Source organism: Streptomyces sp. NPDC030021, assembly GCF_055574035.1.
In genome coordinates this window covers 1-24891 of the sequence record NZ_JBVIAH010000014.1, presented here as the reverse complement: position 1 = coordinate 24891, position 24891 = coordinate 1, and the positions used below count along the sequence as shown (strand labels likewise).

Annotated in this window: 20 protein-coding genes and 1 tRNA gene; 8 read left to right on the top strand and 13 right to left on the bottom strand. The window is 71.7% G+C overall.

All coding sequences use genetic code 11. The features are described from left to right. Positions 1-87: 87 nt before the first annotated feature. Positions 88-1914, bottom strand: a complete 1827-nt coding sequence (locus tag ACZ4YL_RS25795; RefSeq protein ID WP_468119666.1) for a phosphoenolpyruvate carboxykinase (GTP) — start codon at positions 1912-1914, stop codon at positions 88-90. 220 nt (positions 1915-2134) lie between these two features. On the opposite strand from ACZ4YL_RS25795, the gene trhA reads away from it, so the two are divergent. Continuing rightward, on the top strand, positions 2135-2848 hold the full coding sequence (trhA, locus tag ACZ4YL_RS25790) for a PAQR family membrane homeostasis protein TrhA (RefSeq protein WP_030765123.1): 714 nt from the start codon (positions 2135-2137) through the stop codon (positions 2846-2848). A 48-nt stretch (positions 2849-2896) separates the two neighbouring features. Here trhA and ACZ4YL_RS25785 read toward each other — a convergent pair whose 3' ends face one another. The 6 genes from ACZ4YL_RS25785 to ACZ4YL_RS25760 all read right to left on the bottom strand — a co-directional run bounded on the left by ACZ4YL_RS25785 (position 2897) and on the right by ACZ4YL_RS25760 (position 12674). After that, positions 2897-3448 (bottom strand): hypothetical protein, encoded by a 552-nt coding sequence (locus tag ACZ4YL_RS25785; RefSeq protein WP_468119664.1) that lies wholly within the window; start codon positions 3446-3448, stop codon positions 2897-2899. A 149-nt stretch (positions 3449-3597) separates the two neighbouring features. Then, positions 3598-6042 (bottom strand): galactose oxidase-like domain-containing protein, encoded by a 2445-nt coding sequence (locus ACZ4YL_RS25780; protein WP_468119662.1) that lies wholly within the window; start codon positions 6040-6042, stop codon positions 3598-3600. A 23-nt stretch (positions 6043-6065) separates the two neighbouring features. Beyond that, positions 6066-7337, bottom strand: a complete 1272-nt coding sequence (locus tag ACZ4YL_RS25775; RefSeq protein WP_468119660.1) for a glycosyltransferase — start codon at positions 7335-7337, stop codon at positions 6066-6068. A 6-nt stretch (positions 7338-7343) separates the two neighbouring features. Continuing rightward, positions 7344-9011 (bottom strand): ArnT family glycosyltransferase, encoded by a 1668-nt coding sequence (locus ACZ4YL_RS25770; protein WP_468119658.1) that lies wholly within the window; start codon positions 9009-9011, stop codon positions 7344-7346. Next, positions 9008-10378: a glycosyltransferase gene (locus ACZ4YL_RS25765; protein ID WP_468119656.1), complete on the bottom strand. Its 1371-nt coding sequence runs from the start codon at positions 10376-10378 to the stop codon at positions 9008-9010. Before ACZ4YL_RS25765 ends, ACZ4YL_RS25770 begins: the two co-directional genes overlap by 4 nt. Before the next feature lie 241 nt (positions 10379-10619). After that, the gene (locus tag ACZ4YL_RS25760; RefSeq protein ID WP_468119654.1) at positions 10620-12674 is read right to left on the bottom strand and encodes a thioredoxin domain-containing protein; all 2055 of its coding nucleotides are present in this window, start codon (positions 12672-12674) and stop codon (positions 10620-10622) included. Between the two features lie 116 nt (positions 12675-12790). Between ACZ4YL_RS25760 and ACZ4YL_RS25755 the strand changes: the two genes are divergently transcribed. Further along, positions 12791-12864 (top strand) — tRNA-Met (locus ACZ4YL_RS25755). A 28-nt stretch (positions 12865-12892) separates the two neighbouring features. On the opposite strand, the gene ACZ4YL_RS25750 is transcribed toward ACZ4YL_RS25755, so the two are convergent. Beyond that, on the bottom strand, positions 12893-13651 hold the full coding sequence (locus ACZ4YL_RS25750) for a DUF4344 domain-containing metallopeptidase (RefSeq protein WP_468119652.1): 759 nt from the start codon (positions 13649-13651) through the stop codon (positions 12893-12895). Between the two features lie 152 nt (positions 13652-13803). Here ACZ4YL_RS25750 and ACZ4YL_RS25745 point away from each other — a divergent pair, with 152 nt between their 5' ends. Further along, complete coding sequence (locus ACZ4YL_RS25745) at positions 13804-17082, top strand: tetratricopeptide repeat protein (protein ID WP_468119650.1); 3279 nt, start codon at positions 13804-13806, stop codon at positions 17080-17082. A 391-nt stretch (positions 17083-17473) separates the two neighbouring features. Here ACZ4YL_RS25745 and ACZ4YL_RS25740 read toward each other — a convergent pair whose 3' ends face one another. Next, positions 17474-17698, bottom strand: coding sequence for a hypothetical protein (locus tag ACZ4YL_RS25740; protein ID WP_468119649.1), 225 nt, complete (start codon positions 17696-17698; stop codon positions 17474-17476). 2 nt (positions 17699-17700) lie between these two features. After that, complete coding sequence (gene mca / locus ACZ4YL_RS25735; RefSeq protein ID WP_468119647.1) at positions 17701-18582, bottom strand: mycothiol conjugate amidase Mca; 882 nt, start codon at positions 18580-18582, stop codon at positions 17701-17703. Positions 18583-18689: 107 nt separating this feature from the next. Between mca and ACZ4YL_RS25730 the strand changes: the two genes are divergently transcribed. Both ACZ4YL_RS25730 and greA read left to right on the top strand, forming a co-directional pair. After that, a complete protein-coding gene (locus tag ACZ4YL_RS25730; protein ID WP_468119646.1) occupies positions 18690-19103 on the top strand; it encodes a DUF4307 domain-containing protein in 414 nt (137 codons plus the stop codon). A gap of 138 nt (positions 19104-19241) precedes the next feature. Then, on the top strand, positions 19242-19739 hold the full coding sequence (gene greA, locus ACZ4YL_RS25725; protein ID WP_030009952.1) for a transcription elongation factor GreA: 498 nt from the start codon (positions 19242-19244) through the stop codon (positions 19737-19739). Between the two features lie 107 nt (positions 19740-19846). Here greA and ACZ4YL_RS25720 read toward each other — a convergent pair whose 3' ends face one another. From ACZ4YL_RS25720 to ilvA, 3 genes are all read right to left on the bottom strand, one after another. Then, positions 19847-20716 (bottom strand): ABC transporter permease, encoded by an 870-nt coding sequence (locus tag ACZ4YL_RS25720; protein ID WP_468119643.1) that lies wholly within the window; start codon positions 20714-20716, stop codon positions 19847-19849. Then, positions 20713-21741, bottom strand: coding sequence for an ATP-binding cassette domain-containing protein (locus ACZ4YL_RS25715; protein WP_468119641.1), 1029 nt, complete (start codon positions 21739-21741; stop codon positions 20713-20715). Before ACZ4YL_RS25715 ends, ACZ4YL_RS25720 begins: the two co-directional genes overlap by 4 nt. A 186-nt stretch (positions 21742-21927) precedes the next feature. Then, a complete protein-coding gene (gene ilvA, locus ACZ4YL_RS25710) occupies positions 21928-23160 on the bottom strand; it encodes a threonine ammonia-lyase (RefSeq protein ID WP_468119640.1) in 1233 nt (410 codons plus the stop codon). A gap of 253 nt (positions 23161-23413) precedes the next feature. Here ilvA and ACZ4YL_RS25705 point away from each other — a divergent pair, with 253 nt between their 5' ends. Genes ACZ4YL_RS25705 through ACZ4YL_RS25695 form a run of 3 tightly spaced genes read left to right on the top strand, consistent with a single transcriptional unit; the run spans position 23414 to position 24666 of the window. Continuing rightward, complete coding sequence (locus ACZ4YL_RS25705; RefSeq protein WP_468119638.1) at positions 23414-23935, top strand: MarR family winged helix-turn-helix transcriptional regulator; 522 nt, start codon at positions 23414-23416, stop codon at positions 23933-23935. Between the two features lie 57 nt (positions 23936-23992). Further along, positions 23993-24415 carry a sigma factor-like helix-turn-helix DNA-binding protein gene (locus ACZ4YL_RS25700; protein ID WP_468119636.1) on the top strand — a complete coding sequence of 141 codons (423 nt, stop codon included), beginning with the start codon at positions 23993-23995 and terminating at the stop codon, positions 24413-24415. Next, positions 24412-24666: a hypothetical protein gene (locus tag ACZ4YL_RS25695; protein ID WP_468119634.1), complete on the top strand. Its 255-nt coding sequence runs from the start codon at positions 24412-24414 to the stop codon at positions 24664-24666. Before ACZ4YL_RS25700 ends, ACZ4YL_RS25695 begins: the two co-directional genes overlap by 4 nt. Positions 24667-24891: the final 225 nt, after the last annotated feature.

The window sequence follows — 24891 nt, the reverse complement described above, 5'->3', positions numbered from 1 at the left end:
GCTTGGTCGGGGGCTCCCACAGCGGTGGGACGCCGCTTGGTCGGGGGCTCCCACGTTCATTGGCCCTTCTTCAGGGCGCGTCCTGGCTCAGCCCAGGCGCTCCACGAGTGCGTGGTACTGGTCCCACAGCTCCTTGGGAGTGTGGTCGCCGTAGGTGTTGAGGTGCTCGGGGACCAGGGCGGCCTCCTCGCGCCAGACCTCCTTGTCGACGGTGAGGAGGAAGTCGAGGTCCTCGGCCGGGAGGTCCAGGCCGTCGAGGTCGAGGGAGTCCTTGGTCGGCAGGACGCCGATGGGGGTCTCCACGCCTTCGGCGGTGCCGTCGAGGCGGCCGACGATCCACTTCAGGACGCGGCTGTTCTCGCCGAAGCCGGGCCACACGAACTTGCCCGCGTCGTTCTTGCGGAACCAGTTCACGTAGTAGATCTTCGGGAGCTTGGCCTGGTCCTTGTCGGCGGCCACCTTGACCCAGTGGGCCATGTAGTCGCCCATGTTGTAGCCGCAGAACGGCAGCATGGCGAAGGGGTCGCGGCGCAGTTCGCCGACCTTGCCCTCGGCGGCGGCGGTCTTCTCGGAGGCGATGTTCGAGCCGATGAAGACGCCGTGGTTCCAGTCGAAGGACTCGGTGACCAGCGGCACGGCGGAGGCGCGGCGGCCGCCGAAGAGGATCGCGGAGATCGGGACGCCCTTGGGGTCCTCCCACTCGGCGGCGATCGTCGGGCACTGCGAGGCCGGGACGGCGAAGCGGGCGTTGGGGTGGGCGGCCGGGGTCTCCGAGGCCGGAGTCCAGTCGTTGCCCTTCCAGTCGATGAGGTGCGCGGGCGCCTCTTCGGTCATGCCCTCCCACCACACGTCGCCGTCGTCGGTGAGCGCGACGTTGGTGAAGACGGTGTTCGCGTACATGGTCTTCATGGCGTTGGCGTTGGTGTGCTCGCCGGTGCCGGGGGCGACGCCGAAGAAGCCGGCCTCGGGGTTGATCGCGTAGAGGCGACCGTCCTCGCCGAAGCGCATCCAGGCGATGTCGTCGCCGATGGTCTCGACGGTCCAGCCGGAGATCGTGGGCTCCAGCATGGCCAGGTTGGTCTTGCCGCAGGCGGACGGGAAGGCGGCGGCGACGTACTTGATCTCGCCCTCGCCGGCCGGCGGGGTGAGCTTGAGGATCAGCATGTGCTCGGCGAGCCAGCCCTCGTCGCGGGCCATGACGGACGCGATGCGCAGGGCGTAGCACTTCTTGCCGAGGAGGGCGTTGCCGCCGTAGCCGGATCCGTAGGACCAGATCTCGCGGGTCTCCGGGAAGTGCGAGATGTACTTGGTGGTGTTGCAGGGCCACGGCACGTCGGCCTCGCCCTCGGCGAGCGGAGCGCCGAGGGTGTGGACGGCCTTGACGAAGAACCCGTCGGTGCCGAGCTCGTCGAGGACGGCCTTGCCCATGCGGGTCATGGTGCGCATGGCGACCGCGACGTAGGCGGAGTCGGTGATCTCGACGCCGATCGCGGAGAGCTCGGAGCCGAGGGGGCCCATGCAGAACGGGACGACGTACATCGTCCGGCCCTTCATGGAGCCGCGGAAGATACCTTCCTGCCCCGCGAAGATGTCCTTCATCTCGGCCGGGGCCTTCCAGTGGTTGGTCGGGCCCGCGTCCTCCTCCTTCTCGGAGCAGATGAAGGTCCGGTCCTCGACGCGCGCGACGTCGGAGGGGTCGGAGGCGGCGTAGTACGAGTTCGGGCGCTTCGTCTCGTCGAGCTTCTTGAACGTGCCCTTGCTGACGAGCTCCTCGCACAGGCGCTCGTACTCGGCCTCGGAGCCGTCGCACCAGACGACGCGGTCCGGCTGGGTGAGGGCTGCGATCTCGTCCACCCAGGAAATGAGTTCCTGGTGAGTCGTCGGGATGGTGGGAGCCGCGTTGTCGCGCGCCACGATTGCTCCTTGTTGAGGGGTGTGTTTGGTGTTTGCCCCGTGGGGGCTGCGACCCGGACGCTTCGCGCTCCGCTCATCCGGTGCCGACCGCACTCATCTGATCATCCGGTGGATGTGCGCATATGTCCAGAGGGCCTCTCACGTGAGCATTGCCACGTCCGTCAATCTTCCGTAAAGACCACTAACGGAAACCTACGGACCCGTAGGTAGCATGGCGCGCATGACTTCTGATGCCGCCGCCGTCCCGGCCGCCGAGGCCACACCGGTAGTCGAGGCCCTGGAGGCGGCGGAGACCGCCCTGGAGGAGAAGCCGCTGCTGCGCGGCTGGCTGCACCTCGGGATGTTCCCCGCCGTGGTCGTCGCCGGGCTGGTGCTGATGGCCTTCACCGACTCCACCCGGGCCCGCGTCGCCTGCGGGGTGTACATCCTCACGGCCTGCCTCCTCTTCGGCGTCAGCGCGGTCTACCACCGCGGCACCTGGGGACCGCGCGGCGAGGCCATCCTGCGGCGGCTCGACCACGCCAACATCTTCCTGATCATCGCGGGCACCTACACCCCGCTGACCGTCCTGCTGCTGCCGCCCTCCACCGGGCGGACCCTGCTGTGGGCGGTGTGGATCGCGGCCGCCGCCGGCATCGCGTTCCGGGTCTTCTGGGTCGGCGCCCCGCGCTGGCTCTACACCCCCTGCTACATCGCCATGGGCTGGGCGGCGGTCTTCTTCCTGCCCGACTTCATGCGCACCGGCGGGATCGCCGTCCTGGTCCTGGTGATCGTCGGCGGCCTCCTCTACAGCGTGGGCGGGGTCATCTACGGCATGAAGCGCCCGAACCCCTCCCCGCGCTTCTTCGGCTTCCACGAGGTCTTCCACTCGCTGACCCTCGCGGCCTTCGTGGCCCACTACGTCGGCATCTCGCTCGCCGCGTACCAGCACTGATCCAGGGGCGGGGCGGCCCGGCCCCGGCCCCGGTCGCGTTCCGCGCGCTCAGGCGGAGCCGGAACCGGAGTTGTGCAGGGCCGCGCCGAAGAGCCGGTCGGCCAGCTCGCCGAAGACGGCGCTCAGCTTCTCGTCGGCGATGCCGTCGGCGTACCCCTGGAACGCCAGCCCGGCCACCGCCTGGACGGCGGGCGTCGCGTACTGCGGGTCGACGAGGTCGATGGGGAAGGGTTCCCCGGGCGGCCAGGGTCCCGGCCAGTTCTTGGGCCAGGGGATCTTCGGATGCGGCGGCGTGGGGCACATGTCGTCACCGACCGCCTGCAGGATCTCCCGGGCGTCGCGGCCCCCCTGGTGCGCCCCGATCGCCGTGTCGGCGACCCCTTTCACCGTCTGCAGGACGGCGATCCGCAGCTGTTCGCGCGGCGGGAGCGGCTGTGGGTTGAGGGCGACTTCGGAGGCCCGGTCGAGGGAACGGACCCCTGCCGCTCCGGCGGCGAACACCGGCCCGTGCGGATTGATCGCATCCCACATCTCGGGCCTGACGCGTGCCGCCAGCCGCACGATGCGCGCGGTCTGCGATGCGCTGATCGGACTTGCCATGGTTCGGCCTCCCTGCCGGGTGACAGCAGCCACATCCCTCCCAGTGTGCGCGGATCAAGAGGGCCCGCAACCAGGACCCTGCCGCCCCCCGGGGGGCGGCAGGGTCCCGGTCCGTGGCCGTCGCCGTCGCCGGATCCGGCTTCAGCAGGTCAGCAGGCGTAGCCGTCGCGGTCGGGGTCCAGGCGCAGCGGATCGCTGCCGTTGACCTTGAGGCGCTTCGGGTACGTGTGGGAGGCCAGCCAGTCGCAGCGGGCCTTCGTCGTCGCCTGCACCTCGGCCGGGAAGCGGGTCGGTACGCACACGTTGGCCGTGCCGTAGTGCCGGTCGCAGCCGGCCACGCTCGGCGCGACCGGGGCGGAGTCCCGCTTGGCCGGGTTTTCCTTGGCCGGCCCCAGCTTGTCGGCGAAGGTGTGCTCGTGCGCGGAGGGCTGCTCCTGGGTGGCCGCGAGGGCGGACGGGCCGCCGAGGTGTACCCAGGTCGCGATCGACGGGATGCCGTTCGCGTCGACCGCGAAGAGCATGTACCAGCCGGGCGGCGCCAGGTTGGGGTTGCTGGTGACGTTCAGATCGATGTTGTTCCCGTCGACGGTCATGGGCAGGTCCACGAACCGCTGGTTCGGGTCCGAGGAGTGGGTGACCGCTGCCGGACGGATCAGCTCCGCCTTGGCGACCGGCCGGTTGACGGTGATCCGCTGCGTGTCCCCGTACACCCACTGCGTGTCGATCACCGAGGTGATCTGCGGGCGGGCGCCCTTGAAGAGATAGGGCGGTGTGTAGATCGACACGTTGTGGTTGTACGTCCCGTTGCCCGGGTTGTCGCCGACCGACATGACCCGGCCGTCCGGCATCAGGAACGACGCCGAGTGGTAGGTCCGCGGGATCGGGTCGGTGGCGAGACCCGCCTGGTAGGTGTTGGTCGCCGGGTCGAAGAAGGAGGCCTCGAAGACCGGGTCGGCCCGGTCGTGCAGCCCGCCGCCGGTCTCCAGCACCTTGCCGTCCGGCAGCAGCACCGCCGACACGAACATCTTGCCCTCGGCGCCGGTCTGCGGCCGCTTGCCCTGGCCCTGGTCGACCAGGCCCTGCGGGATCGGCGGGCCGGCCGTGTAGGCGGGGCTTGGCTGCTTGAGGTCGATGAGGTCGGTGAGCCGGTTGGCCGCCGGATTGCGCTCGTTGTTGCCGCCGCCGATGGTCAGCACCCGCTGGTCCTGGGCCGGGGGCAGCAGCACGCTCGCCGACTCGTCCCGCTCGTCCTTGTTCCGCAGGCCCGGCACGTCGGTGATGGTGTTGGCGTCGTAGTCGTAGATCGAGGCCCCGGTGCCCTGCGTGCCGTTGCCGAAGGTGTGGCTGCCCGAGTAGAAGAGCCGCCCGTCCTGCATGAGGATCATCGACGGGTACAGGCCCCAGTACGACCAGGTCTGGTTGACCTCGTTCATCGGCAGCCACTTGTTCTGCGCCGCCGAGAACTTCTCCGCCGTCACATTGCCCGTGGAGTCCTCCTTCAGCCCGCCGAAGGAGATCACGTCGCCGTTGCCGAGGATCGTCGCCGACGGGTACCAGTGCCCGCCGTTCATGTCGTTCGTCCTCGTGTACTTCTCGGTCACCGGGTCGAAGATGTACGAGTCCTTCAGCCCCTGGTAGCCGATCGACCCGTCGGCCGACGGGTACCCCTTGTTTCCGCTCATCACCAGCACCCGGCCGTCCGCCAGCTGCACATGGCCCGCGCAGAACATGTCGACGGGGGTCGGGATCGTCTTGAAGGACCCGTTCGCCGGGTCGTAGACGGCGGAGGTGAAGGTACCCGCGTTGAACTGGGCGATGTCGTTGCCCGAGCCCGCGATCAGCAGCACCTTTCCGCCCCCAGAGCCTCCGGCCTGGGAGGTGCCCCCGTTGAGCACGACCGCGTGCATCGAACGCACCGGGTTCTGCGCCGGGATCACCTGCCACTTGCCCTTGGCGCACTCCTCCGCGGTGCCCGAACAGGCCGGCTGCGGCGGGACGGCGCCCACCTCCTCCAGCGCGTAGTCGTCGGTGGTGAGCGTGCCCACCCCGTAGACCGACAGACCCCACGCGATCTTGTCGGTGCCCGGCGGAACGGCCGGCGTACGGACCTCCGTACGCGCCCAGGCCGCGCTGACGGGCGGATTCTGCAGGTCGGTCCAGTACTGCCAGCCCGCCGTCGTGTCACGGCGGAACACGGTCACCGACACGTCCGGGGTGTTCGACTTGTACCAGGCGGACAGGTCGTACTGCCTGCCAGGCGTGACGGACGGGGCGCAGGTGCTGTTCTCCGTGACCAGCGCCTTGCGGTCGCCGTCCACGCGGCGGGTGAGCGAGACCTTCATCGCCTTGGTGCCGCCGTGCGCGTCGGCGACGGTGGCGAAGGTGAAGTCGTTGTCGCCCCAGCCGGACTTGGACCAGCAGGACGGCATGTCGGAGCCGGCGGCTCCGGCGGTCTCGAAACCGGGATTGGAGAGCAGATTGGGCGGACCGGCCGTGGCCTGCTGCGGTGCGGTGAGCAGCAGGCTCGCGGTCATCGCCCCGACGGCAAGCAGGGCGGCCCGCCGCCCGGCCCTCCGCCGGATCGTCAGACGCATGGAAAGGTTCCTTTCTGTGCGGCTCAGCTCCTGGTGTGACGGCCCGCCTCCAACGGGACGTCCGGGTGGGTCGGCGTGGCCGAGGTGGTGGTCGGCGTGGCCGAGGTGGCCGATGTCGTCGTGGTCGTCGTGGTCGTCGAGGTGCGGCGCGGCAGATAGACCAGGGCCTCGGTGGCCGCGAACCGCAGGACGAAGGTGGTCACCAGCGCCAGAGCGGTGGCCGGCAGCACCTCCATCCCGAACCGGGCGACGAACAGCGCGATCAGCGGAATGCGCAGCAGCAGATCGGCGTTGGCGAGCAGCGCGAAGCGCCCGACCCGGTCCGCCCAGTGGCGGTGCCGGCGCCGGTCGCGGAAGAGCAGGGTCTCGATGAGGAGGAAGTTCCACAGGACCCCCGCCTGGTTGGCGACGATCTCGGCCGGCAGGTAGTGCATCCCCGCATGGGTGAGCAGCCACAGCGCGGCCAGGTTCGGGACGAAACCGGAGAGCCCGATCAGCCCGAAGCCGATCATGCGGGCCAGCGGGGCGGCCGAGCGCAGCGAGGCGAGGTGGGCGAGGAAGCGCATGCCCTCGCGGGCGGTGGACTTCGACTCCCCCGCGTAGCGGTCCTGGAAGACGAACGGCACCTCGGCGACCTTGCCGGGGCGGCAGCGCACCGCCAGCTCCAGCAGGATCTTGTAGCCCAGCGGCTTCAGGGCCTCGGCGGTGACGACGGAGCGGCGCATCGCGAAGAAGCCGCTCATCGGGTCGCTGATCCCGCGCAGGGCGCGCGGGAAGAGCCCCTTCGTCAGCCAGGTCGCGGCGCGGGAGACGGCGATGCGGTAACTCCCGGCGAGCCCGGCCCGGCTGCCGCCGCTGATGTAGCGGGAGGCGACGACGAGGTCGGCGCCGGTGCGCAGGCCCTCGCCGACGAGCTCGGGGACGAGGTGGGGCGGGTGCTGGAGGTCGGCGTCCATGACGACGATCCAGTCGGTGTCCGCGCGCTTGATCCCTTCGACGACGGCGCCGCCGAGCCCGCCGTCGGCCGTCTCCCGGTGCAGGACCGACACGGGGAAGGGGTGGTCGGCGGCGGCCTTCTCGATGACGGCGGGGGTGTCGTCCGTGGAGTCGTCCACGAACAGCACCTCGCAGGGCAGGTGGTCGGGCAGCGCCTCACCGAGCCGGCGCAGCAACTCGGTGATGTTCCCGGACTCGTTGAAGGTCGGGATGATGAGGGTCACGCTGCCGGTCAGGGCCTGCGGAGCGGTGAGCTCCGCATCGACCGGGGCATGGAGGTGCCACAGGTCCTCGCTCATACTCGCTCAGCTCCCACTCGTACGGTCGGTCCTGCGTATCTCGATGCGGTCCTCGCCCGACCCGAAGACCGCCACCACCGCCGAATGCTCCAGCGCCGCCTTCACGTTGGGCAGGTTCACCGCGTCACGGCGCACGGTGGGCGAGGAGACCACGTAGTCGATGTCCTGCCAGCCCCGCGGCAGGGTCCTGGTGACGGCCGGGTCGAGGTCCGCCTTGTAGAACCAGATCGCGCCGAGCCCCGGCTCGAAGCCGTGGTGCACCGCGTCCAGCCAGAGCGCGTCGTCCAGCAGCACCCGGGTGTTCGCCGGATCGGCCACCTCGCTGCCGAGCCAGGCCGCGGCCTGCCGGTACGGGGCGTTCGCGTCCACCGTCAGCGCGGTGCGGTTGCCGTCGTACCAGCGCGGCAGCACGTACACGGCGGCCGACGCGGCGAGTACGCCGAGCAGCGCCCAGCGCGCCCACACCCGCGACCGGCGCTCGCCCGGACCTCGGCGGCGGCGCAGCACGGCGTGCGTGATGCTGGCCGCGCCCCCGGCGAGGACGAGCGCGAGGAACGGCAGCGCCTGGATCACGTACATCGCCGGCAGGTAGCCGGAGGGCCGCATCGCGACGGCGGCGAGGATGACGGCGGCGAGCGCCGGGCCGGCCAGCGCGCGGGCGGTGACCGACCAGAGGACGGTGGCCAGCAGCAGGACGGCGCCGGCCAGCCCGCCGAGCGGCAGGACGGTGTCGTAGTAGAGCCAGGACCGGAAGACGCCGTTCGAACCGGACCCGGGGGTGAGGATGAAGCCGGAGCCCTCGCGGCCCATCTGGTAGGTGATGCCGTCGATGAGCGACACGTGCCCGGAGCCGGGCAGCAGCTCGCCGTTGAGCAGGGCGTACAGCGGGTACGAGAGCCCGATCAGCGCACAGGCGGTGATCGCACCGGTGACCGCGAACTTACGGGTGTCGCGGTGGCTGTGGCGCCACATGGTCACCAGCAGCGCCGGGAGCACCACCAGCATCGTCTCCTTCGTCAGGACGGCGGTGGCGGCCGCCAGCCCGGAGCCGAAGTGGTGCCACAGGTGGCGGCTCGGGGACGCGGCGAGGCAGAAGGCGAGCAGCATCCACATCACGGCGAGGTTGTCGAGGAAGATCTCCCGCTGGAGGACCACGGAGAGCGGCGACAGCCCGAAGAGGGCCATCGCGAGCCCGGCCGCCCAGCGCGGCAGCCACAGCCGGCGCGCCAGGACGTACAGCAGCACGCTGGAGGCGGCGGAGACCGCGAGCATCGAGAACCGCATCGGCGCGACGGTCATCCAGTCGGGCACGAAGAGCGACGGCAGGTACGTCAGGCCCGCGACCTGGATCCAGCCGAGCGGCGGATGGTCGTACCAGTACGTGTAGTGGGCGAGGCCGTCGCCCTGCTGGACGGCCCAGGCCTGCGCGAGGTACGTGCCCTCGTCGTCGCTCAGGGTCGGGAAGTTCGTGATGTTCCAGCCCTGGACCAGCACGATCACCAGCAGCAGGGCGCCGCACAGCAGCAGGTCGGGGCGGGAGGAGCGGAAGCGCACGAGGGGCCGGGCGGGCGCGGCCGGGCGCACCCCGAGGCCGCCGGCGACGGGCGTCCGCCGGTCCGGGACGGTGCGGGTCTCTGGCTGGGGATCAGTGGCCGTGGGCAGGGTGGCGGTCACTGGCGGCCGTCCTCTCGGATCGCGGTGGAGGCGGATACGACACCGGATGCGGCGGTGGCGGGGACGGGCGCGGGCGCGGTGACGTGCGCGGGCGTGCCGGCGGCGGCGGTCGGGGTCGCGGCGGCGGTCGCCGTCAGGTGGGCGCCGGTGTGGCTGGTCAGCTCCCACTCGTTGCGGCCGCGCTGCTCGCGCCAGACCGCACGGATCGCGGCCCCCGCGAGCAGCACCTGGTAGAACGGGCCGCCGACCACGAGCTTGACGTAGTGCACGAAACGGACGCGCAGACCGTACTGGCGGCCGAAGTCGTGCAGGCCGACGATCTCGAACACGAAGGTCACCATCGCCGTGATCATGGGGAGGAAGGTGATGATCGCGATGCCGACCGGTACGTCGAGGAGGACCGCGACGGCGAAGTTGAGTGGAATGATCACCCCCGACGCGGCCTGCATGAAGGGCGTCATCAGCGTGTAGCGGGCCAGCCAGCGCTGGCCGCGCCCGGGCAGCTGCTGCCAGTCCTTCTTCCGGTACACCTGAAGGAACCCCTGGTTCCAGCGGGTGCGCTGCTTGAGCAGGCTCACCAGCGAGCCGGGCGTCTCCTCGCGGGTCACCATGTCGGAGTCGTAGGCGACGACCACCTTCTTGCCGACCGAGGACAGCCGCACCCCGAGGTCGCAGTCCTCGGCGAGGCAGTTCTGGTCCCAGCCGCCGGCCTCGCGCAGCACCTCGGTGCGCACGAAGACGGTGTTGCCGCCGAGCGGGATGAAGCCCTTCTCGGCGTGCAGGTGCAGCCGGGAACGGAACCAGAAGAAGTACTCCAGGCAGTTGCGCAGGCTGTACCAGCTGGAGTGGAAGTTGATGAGCTGGACCCCGCCCTGGACCACGTCGGCGCCGGTGGAGCGGAAGGCGTGGTCGACGTGGGCGAGGAGCTCGGGGTGGACCTGGTCCTCGGCGTCGAAGACTCCGACGATGTCACCGCGGCAGGACGGGAGGGCGGTGTTGAGGGCCTTCGGCTTGTTCTTCGTCTCGTGGTGGTCGACCACGACCCGTACGCGGGCCGGGGCGCGGGCGGCGGCCCGTTCGGCGACGGCGGCCGTCTCGGGGTCGTCGTGTCCGACGATCACGATGATCTCGTAGTCGGTGTGGCTCGACTCCAGCAGCCGGTCGATGGTGTGCTCCAGGACCGCCTGCTCGTGGCGGGCGGGCAGCAGCAGCGAGAAGGCGAGGCGGCCCTCCCCGTCGGGGCGGTCGAAACGCGTGGAGGCGAGCACCTCGGGGGTCCGCCACGCGTGCATCTGCCACCAGAGCGTGAATGCGGCCATCCAGAAGAGCGCCAGGGAAATGACAGCGATGAACACAGACGTGTACACAAGGCCCCCCACAGACCCGCCGCCCCCCGGCGGCGATCGGCAAACCCCCCGGGGGCTCACGGCGGGCCCCCCGGCCCGCCGCCCCCGCTTCCCCCTTGCGCGCACCCCCCGGTGCGCCGTCTCGGTGACTCCCGAAGCCAAGAGATTAGGCAGTGAACATGACACTCAGCTGCATCGCAGATAAAAAGCACGTTTCTTAACTCATATACGTGCAACCGGAATTGACGGCACTCCGGTCACTTCAGGGATGAATCACACCCAACTGCTCGGCCAGTTCGACCGGTTCCGTCGTAGGCCGCGCGCAGACGAAATGTCGACACACATACGCCGTAGGAAGGTCGTGCACGAGTGTGCGCTCGGCAAGAAGGGGGAACTCACCGCCGGCGCCGTCCGCCGCACGCGGAAGACCGACCGCCACCACCGCCCCGGGAGCCGTCCCCAGCAACGCGGTCCGGTGCAGCAGCGCCAGCGCCGGATCCTCCGGATGGCCGACGACCGCCACCTCGCGCGGCCCGTCCAGGAGCGCCTCGGCCACCGACAGCCCGTGCCCGATGAAGCGCGGCACCCGCGGCCCGAGCGCGTGCACCACCCCGAGCGCCCGCTCCGCCGCCGTACGGTGCGCCTCCGATCCGGTGTGCGCCGCGTACGAGAGCAACGCGCCCGCGGCGGCCGTCCACCCCGACGGGGCGGCCGTGTCCGTCGGATCCTGCGGCCTGCGGATGAGCTTCTCCGCGTCGTGCGCCGTGTCGTACAGCGACCCGTCCTCGGCGGTGAACCCGTCCAGGACCAGATCGACGAGGAATCCGGCGAACTCCAGCCAGACCCCCTCGCCGGTCACGGACGCCAGCGCGAGGAAGCCGTCCGCCACGTCGCCGTAGTCCTCCAGCACCCCGTCGTTGGTGCCGACCTGCCCGTCCCTGCTGGTGCGCGACAGCCGCGCCCGGCCGTCCATGTGCACGCGCACCAGCAGATCGGCCGCCTCGGTCGCCCGCTCCACCAGGTCGGGCCGCTCGAAGTACGCCCCGCACTCGGCGAGCGCGGCGATCGCCAGCCCGTTCCACGCCGCGACGATCTTGTCGTCCCGGCCGGGCGCGGGCCGCCGCCCCCGCGCGGCCAGCAGCCGCTCCTTGATCCCGGCGAGCCTGCCCGCCTCCACCGCGGGACCGTCCTGGGGCAGCTGCAGCACGGACGCCCCGTGCTCGAAGGTCCCCTCCTCGGTCACCCCGAAGTACCCGGCGGCCAGATCCCCGTCGTCCTCCCCCAGCACCTCGCGCAGCTGGGCGGGCGTCCAGGCGTAGTAGGCGCCCTCCACGTGTGCCCCGGTCAGCGGATCCTCGCTGTCGGCGTCGAGCGCGGAGGCGAAGCCGCCCTGGTCGGTACGCAGCTCCCGGACCATGAAATCGGCGGTCTCCAGCGCGACCCGGCGCGCGAGACCGGACCCGGTGGCGCGCCACAGGTGCGCGTACACCCGGCACAGCAGCGCGTTGTCATAGAGCATCTTCTCGAAATGCGGAATCACCCACTCCCGGTCCACGGAGTACCGCGCGAACCCGCCTCCGAGCTGGTCGTAGATCCCGCCGCGCGCCATCGCCTCGCACGTGTCCACGGCCATCTGGAGCGCGCCCTCGGACCCCGTGCGCGCGTGGTGGCGCAGCAGGAACTCCAGCACCATGGACGGCGGGAACTTCGGTGCCCCGCCGAATCCGCCGCGCGCGGAGTCGTACTCCCGCGTCAGCCCGAGCAGTACCTGCGCGAGCTCCTCGGGCCCGGGCGTGCCGGCCTTCCCGTAGTCCAACTCCCGCCCGGCCAGGTCCCGTACGATCCGCTGCGCGACCTCGGCGACCTCCTCGGGCCGCCCCACCCAGGCGGTCCGCACGCCTTCGAGCACCTGCGTGAAGGAGGGCATCCCCTGCCGGGGCTCGGGCGGGAAGTAGGTCCCGAAGTAGAAGGGCTCGGCGTCGGCGGTCATGAAGACCGACATGGGCCAGCCGCCCTGGCCGGTGGCGGCCTGGACGGCCTCCATGTAGACGGCGTCGATGTCGGGCCGCTCCTCGCGGTCGACCTTGATGTTGACGAAGTGTTCGTTCATGTACGCGGCGGTCAGCTCATCCTCGAAGGACTCGTGCGCGAGGACATGACACCAATGGCAGCTGCTGTACCCCACGCTCAGGAAGACGGGCACGCCGCGCCTGCGCGCCTCGTCGAAGGCAGCGGGCTCCCACTGCCACCAGTCGACGGGGTTGTCCGCGTGCTGGAGGAGGTACGGGGACGTGGCGTGCGCAAGTCGGTTGGGCATGCCCCCATCCTCGCGCACCCGGTGGGGACCGGCCCGAATGCGGGGGTGCGGCCCGCCGGGCGTCGCATATTCGGGGGCGGCGGAGGTCTGGCGGCCCGTATTCCCGCGAGCGGGACGGGGCTCGTAGCGCAGCGGTAGTCGCGCCTTCACCGCATGCGGGAGGACGCCGGTTCGAATCCGGCCGGCCCCGTCCCGCCTATGCGTCGGCCCTCGCACGCTCACCGCAGCAGCGGGGCCAGGTCGGCGGTCCAGGTGTCGCGGGTGGCGGTCCAGGTCGCCGGACAGCTCGCGCGGGCCGGGGTCGCGAGGTCCGGGTGGCGGGCCGGGGCGTGGCCGTAGGCCGCGCAGCGGTGTGATTCCGCGCGGGCCGGGTCCGGGGCGTGTTCGTCGTCGGGGGCCGGGGTGGGGTCGGCCGCCGCCGCGAGGTCGTAGGCGCGGGCGGCGGTCAGCAGGGTGCGGTCGCCCTCCGGGGTGCGCAGGAGCATCAGCTGGGCGAAGCGGTCGGCGGCGTCCTCCTCGGCGCGGCCCTGGTCGCGGACCGGGAGGTCGAGGGCGTCGATGAGGGCGTGGCCCGCCTCGTGGTGGAGGGTCTCTCGGACGACCTCGGAGAGGGGCTCGTCGGCCGGGCGGCGGTCGGCCTCCTCGAACAGTTTCCGGTCCTCCGTCAGGTCGTCGTAGCAGAGCTCGATCCGGTGGGTCCCGGGGTCGTAGCCGCTGCCCTCGCCCTCACAGGAGCGGGCGACGACCGTGATCCGGTGGGGGACGTCGAGGTAGGCGTTGAGGTCGGCGGTGACGAGCTCGACGAGTTTCGACCGCTTCAGGAAGCCGGCGCTGTCGTGGTCGGCTTGGGCCGGTTTCTCGTGGCGCGGGACGAATCCCCGTGCGGGCGGCCTGGGTTCGCATCCGGTCAGGGCCGGCAGCAGTGCCGTCGCGCACAGGGCGGATGCCAGAGCCGTGCGTAAGCGACGTAGCGTCATGTTGCCCTCCGAATATGCCAGTTGACTGATTTCGACCCGACTGTAGGAGAGAGTGCGCAGTTCCCTCTGAACTAGCTCAGATTCCCTCGCGCTCGGAGGAGTCCCGAAGGACACTTGGGTCTCGTTGCCGGAGCTCTCTGAGGGGGATGCCGATGCGGGACAGCCATCGCGGTGAGGCCGAGCGGCTGTTGGAGCGGGCCGTGGACGACGCGGCGCAGCGGGGAACGGGTACGGGCATCGACCGGGCGACGCTGCTGGCCCGGGGCCGGGAGGCGCTGGACGCGCTCGCCGCGAGTGCCGCGCCGGAGTACGAGGCATACGTACGGGCTCTGGACGAGGCGGCGGCCGGGGACCAGTCGCTCGGTGAGGCCTTCCGGCGGGGCAACCATTCCACGGCGTTGCTGGTGACGGCGGTCGCGGCGGCCACGGCCGTGGGCGCGGACCTGTCGCTGGGTGTCGCGGCCGGTACGGCGCTGACCGCGGGGGCCGTGGTGGGGATCTCCGGTGCGGTGGCGACGGTGGTGAAGGTGACGGCGCTGCACCTGCCGGCCGCGAACCGGCGGGCCGGGGAGCGGGGCCGGCCGGGCGGGCCGGAGCAGTTGAAGCTGCAGTGGCTGTCGGCACTGGAGGTGCGCGGGATACGGCCGTTCCTGGAGCAGCAGCGTGCGGTGGCCGCTGCGGCCCGGGCGGCCCGGCCCGCAGCGGCCCGGCCGGCGGCGCGGCCCGCTCCGCGGTTGCGGGGTGCGGACCGCAGCGCGGAGGCGCGGCGCCGCAGTGCGCTGGAGCATTCCTTCGGGCAGCTGCCGGCTCCGGCGGAGGTGTTCGCCGGGCGGCGGTCCGAGCTGACGCGGATCGCGCAGTGGGTGCAGGCGGCCCGGGCCAGTACGGAGACCCGGCCGGTGGTGGTGGTGCTGCACGGTGAGCCGGGGGTGGGCCGTACGACGCTGGCGCTGCGGGCGGCGCACGCGCTGCGGGATCAGTTCCGGGGTGCGTGCGTGGTGGACCTGCGGGGCGGTTCGGCCGGGGAGGCGTCCGGGGAGGCGCCGCTGGCCACCCGGGAGGCGCTGCTGCACCTGATGAACCGGCTGGGTGCGCCCCGCGAGCAGTTGCTGTTCCGCGAGGGCGCGTCGGCGGAGCAGCAGGTGCGGCGCCTGGGCGAGCTGTACCACCAGCATCTGCAGGGGCTGCCGGTGACGGTGCTGCTGGACGACGCGGTGGACGCGGCGCAGGTGCGGATGCTGGTTCCGGAGCGTTCCGAGAGCCTGGTGCTGGTGACGGCGCGGGAGCCGTTGGAGCTGCCGGCGGATCTGGCGGCGTGGGTGTACCAGCTGCCGGTGGAGCGGTTGGCACCGCAGGAGGCGGCGGAGCTGCTCCGGGAGCCGCGGGCGGGTGCGGCGGGTCCGGCGGGTGCGGCGGGTCCGACGGGTGTCGCGGGTGTCGCGGACGAGGACGTGGCCGCGGTGGTGGAGCTGAGCGGCGGGCTGCCGCTCGCGCTGCGGTTGCTGGCTCCGCTGGCGGGCGAGGGCCGGGCCCTGGCCGGCGGTGCGGCGGCGCACCCGGTGGAGGCGGCGCTGCGTGCGGCGGACGCGCGGCTGGCCGAACCCGCCCGGCAGCTGCTGCGGCGGTTGCCGCTGGCCGGGCGGGCGTCGCTGGGCGGTGCGGCGGCGGCCGCGCTGGCGGACGTACCGGAGGCGGCGGCGCTGCGCACGCTGGAGGAGCTGTGGGAGGCGGGGCTGATCGAGCGGGTGCGCGGCCAGCGGTTCCGGATGCACGACGCGGTGCGTTCGTACGCGGCGGCGCGGTCGGTGGCGGACGAGGACCGGGCGCAGGCCGCGGCGGCGCACGAGCGGCTGATCCGCGATTACGCGCGGCTGGCGGACTCGGTGATCAGGATGGTCGACGGGAAGATGTCGACGCGGGCGAACACGTTCCTGAAGGGGCCGGTCGGGGGGCACGGTTTCACCTCGCTGGATGCGGCACTGCGCTGGCTGGACGACGAGTCGAGCTTCATCACGGCGGCGCTGCGGCATTCGGAGGGGGTGGATCAGCAGGCGGTGCTGGATCTGCTGGGTGCGCTGTGCGATTTCTGTCTGCTGCGCGGGGACCTGTACCGGCTGGGTGAGATCGATGAGCTGACGCAGGTGGTGGCGGCGGGTCAGAACGGGCTGAAGGGGCAGCAGGGGCGGCTGGTGCGGTCGGTGCAGTGGCGTACGGGTATCGCGGCGCGCCAGCTGGGCGAGCTGGACAAGGCCCGCACCACGCTGGCGTCGGTGGTGGACCAGTACATGGAGGCCGATCAGGAGGCGGCGGCCGCGATGGCCCTGGTCTCGCTCGGGATCACCCTGCACCACCAGGGCAATCTTCCGGAGGCGGCGGTGCGGATCCGGGAGGCGCTGGTGCTGCAGGAGCCGCCGGAGCTGGCGGGTGACCGGGCGTGGGGGCTGCACGCGCTGGCGGCGGTGGAGCGGGACCGGGCGCGGCTGGCGGAGGCGGCACGGCTGCTGGAGACCTCGCTGGCGCTGCACCGGGAGAGCGAGAGCGTGCACGGGGAGGCGTGGGCGCATTTCCAGCTGGGTCAGGTGCACCTGCGGTTCGGGGACGTGGAGCGGGCGGAGGTGGAGCTGCGGCTGGCTCTGGAGCTGTACGGGCGTACCCGCGACGACCGTGGCGAGGCGTGGGCGCTGACGCAGCTGGGCCGGGCCCGGGTAGTGGACGGGGATCCGGGGCCGGCGGTGGACGGGCTGCGGGAGGCGCTGGCACGGCACCGGGAGGCGGAGGACGCGCGCGGGGAGGCGTGGACGCAGTACTACCTCGGGCAGGCGCTGGAGGTGGGCGGCGAGCGCGACGAGGCGGTACGGGAGCTGGAGCGGGCGCGGACGATGTTCTCGCGGATGCGGGACGTGTACGGGCTGGCGTACGCCCGCCACCATTCGGGCCGGGTGACGCGGGACCAGCGGGCGGCGCAGACGGGGAACCTGCGGAACTCCGGCTTCGCCCGTCAGCTGCTGGTGGACGCGCGGGCGGATTTCCGGCGGATCGGGCTGGCGCACGGTGAGGCGTGGACGTGTCTGGAGCTGGCGGTGATCGACGCGGGCAACGGCCGGCTGTCGCAGGCACTGGGTCTGTGCGAGGAGGCGGTGCGGCTGTTCATCGCGTACGGGGACCGGCGCGGGGAGGACTGGGCGCGTTTCCTGCGGTGCACGATGCTGCCGTACGCGGTGCCGGCGGCGCCGGAGGAGGCGCGGGCGGAGCTGGGGCGCCTCGCGCAGGCGCCGCATCCGGCGCGGGACGGCAGGCTGGAGGACTGCCTGGAGACCTACGGGGTGATCCTGGGCCGGGGGGTGGATCCGGCGGAGGGCTGGCAGGCGTGGCGGCTCGGCCTGGTCCCGAACCTGCACTCGCGGGAGGTCATGGGGGTCCCGCGGGTCTGACGCGCTCGCGTCCCGACGGGCAGGGTGGGTCACGGCGCGTCCCGGGCGCGCTCCTCGGCCGGCCACCGGCCCGACGGGCGGCTCCCTGGTGGCCCAGGGACCGGAAGCGGCGGGAACCCGCCGGGGCCGCAGGCCGGAAGCGGACCGAGGGCGGAGGGAAACCGCGGGAAGCGCCCCGCGGCGGACCCGGCAGCCGGATCGCGCACGCGCGCAGGCCCCCGCCCGCCGGCTTCCCGGCCGGGGCGGCGGCATGCACGCGAAGGTCCCCGCAGCGCCGCACCGGTCCCGGCCCGGCCGTACGGGGCCCGGGGTGCCGTCCGCGCCGGAGGCGGCCCGGGCGGCGGCGTGCACGCGAAGGCCCCCGCAGGCCCCTACCGACCCCGGACCGGCCTTACGGGGTCCGGGTGCCGTCCCCGCCGGAGGCGGTCGGCTCCGGGGCCTCCTCGAAGTTCACCCGGCCCATGTGCCGGTTCATGGACTTCATCAGGGCCCACACGCCGACGGCGAGGGCCGCGAACACGATGAAGCCGAGGAGGCCGGGCGTCACCTTGTTCTTGTCGAAGGTGTCACCCGCCAGCGGAAGGAGCTGGGTCAGTGCTGCCTGCGTAGCGCTCATAGCTACGCATTCTCCCGGATGCCCGCGAAGAGGTCGGACTCGGGGAGGGAAGTGTCGACGAGCGACTTCGCGAGCTCGTACTCCTCGGTGGGCCAGACCTCCTTCTGGATGTCCATGGGGACGCGGAACCAGCCGCCGTCCGGGTCGATCTGGGTGGCGTGCGCGATGAGCGCCTTGTCGCGGATCTCGAAGAAGTCGGCGCAGGGCACGTGGGTGGTCAGGGTCCGCTCCTTGCGCTCGAACTCCTTCCACCGCTCCAGCCACTCCCCGTAGGGGGACTCCAGGCCGCGCGCGAGCAGCGCCTCGTGGAGGGCGATGGTGCGCGGCTTGTTGAAGCCCTGGTTGTAGTAGAGCTTCTGCGGCTGGTAGGCCGGGCCGTACTCGCTCTCCGGGTACTTCTCGGTGTCGGCCGCGCTCTCGAAGGCCAGCATGGAGATCGTGTGGGTCATGATGTGGTCGGGGTGCGGGTAGCCCCCGTTCTCGTCGTAAGTGGTGACGACCTGCGGCTTGAAGGCGCGGATCTTCTTCACCAGCTCACCGGCGGCCTCGTGGACGTCCGCGAGCGCGAAGCAGCCCTCGGGCAGCGGGGGCAGCGGGTCGCCCTCGGGAAGGCCGGAGTCCACGTAGCCGAGCCATTCCTGCTCGATGCCGAGGATGTCGCGCGCCTCGTCCATCTCCCTGGCGCGGACCTCGTGGATGTTCTCCTCGATGTACTTGTCGCCCTGGAGCTTGGGGTTCAGGACCGAGCCGCGCTCGCCACCGGTGCAGGTGACGACCAGCACGGGAACCCCCTCGGACACGTACTTGGCCATGGTGGCCGCGCCCTTGCTCGACTCGTCGTCGGGGTGGGCGTGGACGGCCATCAGTCGAAGCTGCTCGGTCAAAACAGGATCCTCTGCGATTCGGCGCGACACTCAGCTCCTATAGTGACCGAACTGGAGGGCGGAAAATTCCAGGGGTGACCAAGCCGTCTCCGGCGAGAGGAACGATCATGAGCGCGGTGCGCGAGGGACTGCCCGAGGGCCGGTACGGCCGGTCGGCGGACGAGCGTGCGGACCGGAAGCTCAAGATCATCGGATCGGTGCTGGGTGCGGCGCTGCTGGGCGTGGTCGGCTGGATCGGCTGGGACTACGTCGCGGGACAGAGCGTGAGCGCCGAGGTGATCAAGTTCCAGGTGATTTCGGACACCGAGGTGAAGGTGCACCTGGAGGTCCGCAAGGACGCCTCGGTCGCCGGGGTCTGTTCCCTCAGCTCCCAGAACAAGGAGCACGCCGAGGTGGGCCGTGCGGACTTCACCTTCGCGCAGAACCGGTCGCGGGTGGACGAGATCGTCACCCTGAAGACCACCGGCCGGGCCACGATGATCGAGCTGGTCGGCTGCCAGTCGGCGCCTTCCGCCCACTGAGGTCCGAAGAGGGTTGAAGTGGCGCCCCACGAGGCAATGAGCCTCTGGGGTCCTCCCCCTTTTCTTCCCGAATTGTTAGGCTCGTGGTTTCGTCCGCCGACGGCGGCCAGTAGTCCCCTGTACCGACGAGGAGCACCCGTGACCCAGACGAGCGAAAGCGTCACCTGGCTGACCCAGGCGGCGTACGACCAGCTGAAGGCGGAGCTGGACTACCTCTCTGGTCCCGCCCGCACGGAGATCGCCACGAAGATCGCAGCCGCCCGCGAGGAGGGCGACCTGCGTGAGAACGGTGGTTACCACGCGGCGAAGGAGGAGCAGGGCAAGCAGGAGCTCCGGGTCCGCCAGCTCACGCAGCTCCTGGAGAACGCCAAGGTCGGCACCGCGCCCGCGTCCGACGGCGTGGTGGCCCCCGGCACGCTCGTGAAGATCGCCTTCGACGGCGACGAGGACGACACCATGGAGTTCCTGCTGGCCTCGCGCGAGTACGCGTCCTCGGACTTCGAGACGTACTCCCCCCAGTCCCCGCTGGGCAGCGGCGTGCTGGGCAAGGCGATCGGCGAGGACGCCGAGTACGAGCTGCCGAACGGCAAGAAGGCCTCGGTCAAGATCCTGGACGTCAAGCCCTTCACCGGCTGATCACCCTCGGTCACCGTTTTCTTCCTGCGTGACAACGCGCGATGCCCGGCCGGATCCTCCCGGCCGGGCATCGCGCGTTGCTGCGGGTACGGGCGTCCCTGCGGACCTCAGCCGTCCGCCCCGCGGTACTTGCGGACCGCGAGCGTGCGGAAGAGCAGGATGATCAGGGCCGACCAGATCAGCGAGGCCCATACCGGGTGGACCATCGGCCAGGCGTCGGACCGGGAGACACCCGGGTTCCCGAAGAGCTCGCGGCAGGCCTGGACGGTGGCGCTGAACGGATTCCACTCGGCGATGGGCTGGAGCCAGCTCGCCATGTTCTCCGTGGGGACGAACGCGTTGGAGATGAACGTGACGGGGAACAGCCAGATCAGCCCGCCCGAGGTGGCCGCCTCCGGAGTGCGCACGGACAGCCCGATCAGGGCGCCGATCCAGGAGAACGCGTACCCGAGCAGGAGCAGCAGGGCGAAGCCGGACAGCACCTCGCCGACGCTGGTGTGGGTGCGCCAGCCGACGAGGAGGGCGACCATCGCCAGCACCACCATGGTCAGCGCCGTCTGCATCAGGTCCGCCAGGGTGCGGCCGGTCAGGACGGCGCCGCGCGCCATGGGCAGCGAGCGGAAGCGGTCGATCAGCCCCTTGTGCATGTCGTCGGCGATGCCCGCGCCGGCACCCGCGGTGGCGAAGGTGACGGTCTGGGCGAAGATGCCGGCCATCAGGAAGTTCCGGTAGTCGCTGGCGCTGGTCGAGCCGCCGATCATCATCGAGCCGCCGAAGACGAAGCTGAACAGCACCACGAACATGACCGGCTGGATCAGCCCGAAGATCAACATCTCGGGGATCCGGCTGAGGCGGATGACGTTCCGCTTGGCGATCACGAGGGAGTCGTTCACGCTCTGGACGACGCCGCCGCGCGGACGGGGCGCCGTGAGTTGGCGGTGCGGGGAGGCGCCCGGGTTCGGGGAGGTGAGGGTCACTTCGCCACCTCCTTGCGGGCCGTCTTGCGGTCCTTGGCCGCGGGAGCGGCCGGCGCGTCGCCGTTCTCGTTCTCTTCTGCGGCCCGTTCGGCGGCGTGCCCGGTCAGGGAGATGAACACGTCGTCGAGGGTGGGGCGGCGCAGGCCTATGTCGTCGATCTCGATGCCCCGGCCGTCGAGTTCGCGGATGACCTCGGCGAGCAGCTTGGCGCCGCCCGACACGGGCACGGTCAGTCTGCGGGTGTGCTCCTCGACCGTGGTCTCGCCCTTGCCGAAGCCGGCGAGCACCTCGCGCGCGGTGGTCATGTGCTGCCGTTCGTGGACGACGACCTCCACGCGCTCGCCGCCGGTACGGGCCTTGAGCTGGTCGGAGGTGCCGCGGGCGATGACCTTGCCGTGGTCGACCACGCAGATGTCGTGCGCGAGGTGGTCGGCCTCCTCCAGGTACTGGGTGGTGAGGAGCAGGGTGGTGCCGCCGGCGACGAGTTCCTGGATGATGCCCCACAGCTGCTGGCGGTTGCGGGGGTCGAGTCCGGTGGTCGGCTCGTCCATGAACATCACGGGTGGGCTGACGACGAGGGCGGCCGCGAGGTCCAGGCGCCTGCGCATACCGCCGGAGTACGTCTTGGCCGTGCGGTCCGCGGCGTCGGAGAGGTTGAAGCGTTCGAGGAGTTCGGTGGCCCGGGCTTTGGCCGCCTTGGCCTTCATCTGGTAGAGCTGGCCGACCATCTGGAGGTTCTCGCGGCCGGTCAGGTACTCGTCGACGGCCGCGAACTGGCCGGACAGGCCGATGGCGCGGCGGACTTCGTTGGGGTGCTTGAGCACGTCGATGCCGGCGACGACGGCCCTGCCGCTGTCGGGCCGCAGGAGGGTGGTCAGGACACGTACGGTTGTGGTCTTGCCCGCGCCGTTCGGGCCGAGCAGACCCAGGACGGTGCCTTCGGGGACATCGAGGTCCACGCCGTCGAGAGCCCGTACATCGCCGAAGGTCTTGACCAGACCTTCGGCGTAGATAGCGCCTGGCATATGGATTCTCCCAGTGAATCGGGCCAGTAGAATCAGGATATTCAGGGCATTTCTACGCAAATCCTATGAGCGCCGGACGGGTCCTGCTCGGCCGAACGGGGGATGTCCGGTGGTCGGAGGCGACCGGACGGTCGGGAACGCCCGGGGACGGCCGGGGCCGGCTGAGGACGCCCCCTGGCTCATCGCCTAGCTCATCACCTTGTATCCCGCGCCGTGCAGGGAACGCGCGACTTCCGCGCAGTGCTCCGGGCCCTTCGTCTCCAGGTGCAGCTCCACCTCCACCTCCGTGAGCCCCAGCCGCGGGTCCGTCCGCACATGGCTCACGTCCAACACGTTCGCATCCACCACTGACAACACCGCCAGGAGCCCGGCCAGGGCGCCCGGCCGGTCGGCCACGCGCAGCCGCAGGGACAGGTACCGGCCCGCCGCCGCCATGCCGTGGCGCAGGATCCGCTGGAGCAGCAGCGGATCGACGTTCCCGCCGGACAGGACGGCCACCACCGGGCCGCCGCCGTACAGTTCGGGCTCGCTGAGCAGGGCCGCGACCGTGCTGCACCCGGCCGGTTCGACCACCAGCTTGGCCCGCTCCAGGCAGAGCAGCAGAGCACTGGAGAGGGCGTCCTCGGAGACTGTACGCACGTCGTCGACGAGCTCGCCGATGATTTTGAAGGGGACGTCCCCGGGGCGGCCGACCTTGATGCCGTCGGCCATCGTGACCGGTTCGTCGATCGAGATCGGGTGTCCGGCCTTGAGCGAGGGCGGGTACGCGGCCGCGCCCGCCGCCTGCACCCCGATGACCCGCACGTCCGGCCGCAGCGCCTTCACGGCGACCGCGACACCGGCCGCGAGTCCGCCGCCGCCGATCCCGACGAGGATGGTCCGCACCTCCGGGCACTGCTCCAGGATCTCCAGGCCGACCGTGCCCTGGCCCGCGATGATGTCGCGGTGGTCGAAGGGGTGGATGAACACCGCGCCGGTGCGGTCCGCGTACTCCTGGGCGGCCAGGAAGGTCTCGTCGACGACCTGCCCGTGCAGACGCACGTCGGCGCCGTACTCCTGGGTCGCGGCCACCTTCGGCAGCGGCGCCCCGACCGGCATGAACACGGTCGAGCGGACCCCGAGGAGGGACGAGGCCAGCGCCACGCCCTGCGCGTGGTTGCCCGCGCTCGCGGCGACGACACCGGCGGCCCGCTGCTCGGGGCGCAGGCCGGCGATGCGTACGTAGGCGCCGCGGAGCTTGAAGGAGCCGGTGCGCTGGAGGTTCTCGCACTTGAGGTGGACCGGGGAGCCGGTGAGTGCGGAGAGGTGCCGGCTGCCCTCCATGGCGGTGACCCGCGAGACCCCGGACAGCATCTTCTGGGCCCCCCGGACGTCGTCGAGGATGACCTGCGGGACGGGCTGGGGCACGCGGTAGTTCATGCCGCCAGTCTCGCAGCCCGGGCGGGAGCCGGCTCCGGGCAGCGGGAGGGGCCGCGGGAGCGCCCGTCCGAGGGCGTGCGCGAGGGCGTACGCGAGGGCCCGCGCGAGGGGCGATATCTCGCCAACCGGGACACCTGCGGGGCAGGGGCCCCAACCGGTCGTATCAGTTCTCGTACGAGGCGTACGAGCCGCCGCACGGCCGCGTACTCTGTCCCCCATCCTTGTCGGACCCACGCGAAGAGAGCCCACGGCCATGCCTTCCACCCCGGCCAATTCCGATCTGCCCGCGGCGCCCGACGCGCCCGCCGGAGCCGGTCTCCTCGACGCGCTCCAGCACCAGGTGGCGGTCTTCGCCCGCCGTGCCGAGCAGACCCGTCTGGGCGGTGTGGGCCAGGCCCGCAACTCGATGGACCGCGCCGCCTACCTGCTGCTGAACCGGCTCGACCTGGAGGGCCCGATGGGCGTGAAGGCGCTCGCCGGCGGCATGGGGATCGACTCCTCCACGGTGACCCGGCAGGTCGCGCCGCTGGTCGACAGCGGTCTGGTCAAGCGGACCTCGCACCCCGAGGACGGGCGCGCCGTGGTGCTCGCGCTGTCCCCGCGGGGGCTGGCCCGGCTGGAGGAGGTCCGCTCCTCGCGGCGCGAGCTGATGGCCCGGGTGACGGAGGGCTGGAGCGAGGTCGAGCGGGAATCCTTCACCGGTCTGCTGACGCGCTTCAACCTGTCGCTGTCGGAGCTCATGGCGGCCGTGGCCGAAGCCGGTCCCGCCTCCTGAGCGGAGTCCGTCCGTCCTCTTGACCCGGGCGGCCCCGCTGCCCGCACTATGTGGACTATGCGGGTGGTTGATCAACAGGCGGGCTCCTACGCGGAGTTCGAAGCCTTCGTCGCGGGCGCGGCCGGGCGTCTCCTGCATGTCGCGCTCCTGCTGACCGGTGAACCGGAGCCGGCCCGGCGGCTGCTGGCGGGCGCGCTGGCCCGCACGTACGCGAACTGGCGGCGCCTGCGCGGGGACGATCCGTACGACTTCACCCGCCAGGAGCTGTGCGCGGCCTTCGCCCGGACCGGCTGGCGCCATCACGGTGGCGCCGGTGTGCTGGCGCGGCTGAGCCCGCCGGAGCGGCTCGTACTGGTCCTGCGGCTCTACGAAGGGGTCGCGGAGGAGGTCACGGCGGCGCAGCTCGGGATGCCGGTGGAGCGGGTACGGGTGCTGTGCAACCGGGCCGTGGAGGCGCTGCGGAACCGGGAGGCGGCGTGAGCGGGCTCCCCGACCGGAAGGAAGCGCAGGTCAGACGGCTCCTGGAGGGCCCGTACCCGCCGGTGCCGACGGGGCTCGCGGCGGGCGCCGCAGCCCGGGGCGACCGGCTCCTGCGGCGGCGGCGGGCCCTGCGCCGGTTCGGCTGGGCCGTGCTCTTCGCCGCGGCGGTGGCCTTCGTGGTGTGGGCCTCCCTGACCCACCCCTGGACCACCCCGCCGACCGGCATCTCCCCACCCCTACAGGGCTGGTAGCCCGCCGACCCCATTTCGGCTTCGCCGGGCCGTATTTCAGCCTCGCCGGCGTTTGAGGCGCGGGGTCTGGGGCGGAGCCCCAGGAAACCCGGCTCCGCCGGGCACCGGGCTCCGCCCGGACCTGCGCCCAAAACGCCGGCGAGGCTGAATCGGGCTAGAAGCCCGGGCCGTCTTTGCGGTTGCCGGCGGTGGCCAGGCGGCCCCAGAGGAGGTCGGTGAGGCCCG

Bases quoted from the DNA above. Each gene is read 5' to 3' on its own strand.
- trhA (WP_030765123.1), top strand. From the start codon at position 2,135: ATGACTTCTGATGCCGCCGCCGTCCCGGCCGCCGAGGCCACACCGGTA.
- ACZ4YL_RS25785 (WP_468119664.1), bottom strand. From the start codon at position 3,448: ATGGCAAGTCCGATCAGCGCATCGCAGACCGCGCGCATCGTGCGGCTG.
- ACZ4YL_RS25780 (WP_468119662.1), bottom strand. From the start codon at position 6,042: ATGCGTCTGACGATCCGGCGGAGGGCCGGGCGGCGGGCCGCCCTGCTT.
- ACZ4YL_RS25775 (WP_468119660.1), bottom strand. From the start codon at position 7,337: ATGAGCGAGGACCTGTGGCACCTCCATGCCCCGGTCGATGCGGAGCTC.
- ACZ4YL_RS25760 (WP_468119654.1), bottom strand. From the start codon at position 12,674: ATGCCCAACCGACTTGCGCACGCCACGTCCCCGTACCTCCTCCAGCAC.
- ACZ4YL_RS25750 (WP_468119652.1), bottom strand. From the start codon at position 13,651: ATGACGCTACGTCGCTTACGCACGGCTCTGGCATCCGCCCTGTGCGCG.
- ACZ4YL_RS25745 (WP_468119650.1), top strand. From the start codon at position 13,804: ATGCGGGACAGCCATCGCGGTGAGGCCGAGCGGCTGTTGGAGCGGGCC.
- ACZ4YL_RS25740 (WP_468119649.1), bottom strand. From the start codon at position 17,698: ATGAGCGCTACGCAGGCAGCACTGACCCAGCTCCTTCCGCTGGCGGGT.
- ACZ4YL_RS25730 (WP_468119646.1), top strand. From the start codon at position 18,690: ATGAGCGCGGTGCGCGAGGGACTGCCCGAGGGCCGGTACGGCCGGTCG.
- ACZ4YL_RS25715 (WP_468119641.1), bottom strand. From the start codon at position 21,741: ATGCCAGGCGCTATCTACGCCGAAGGTCTGGTCAAGACCTTCGGCGAT.
- ilvA (WP_468119640.1), bottom strand. From the start codon at position 23,160: ATGAACTACCGCGTGCCCCAGCCCGTCCCGCAGGTCATCCTCGACGAC.
- ACZ4YL_RS25705 (WP_468119638.1), top strand. From the start codon at position 23,414: ATGCCTTCCACCCCGGCCAATTCCGATCTGCCCGCGGCGCCCGACGCG.
- ACZ4YL_RS25700 (WP_468119636.1), top strand. From the start codon at position 23,993: ATGCGGGTGGTTGATCAACAGGCGGGCTCCTACGCGGAGTTCGAAGCC.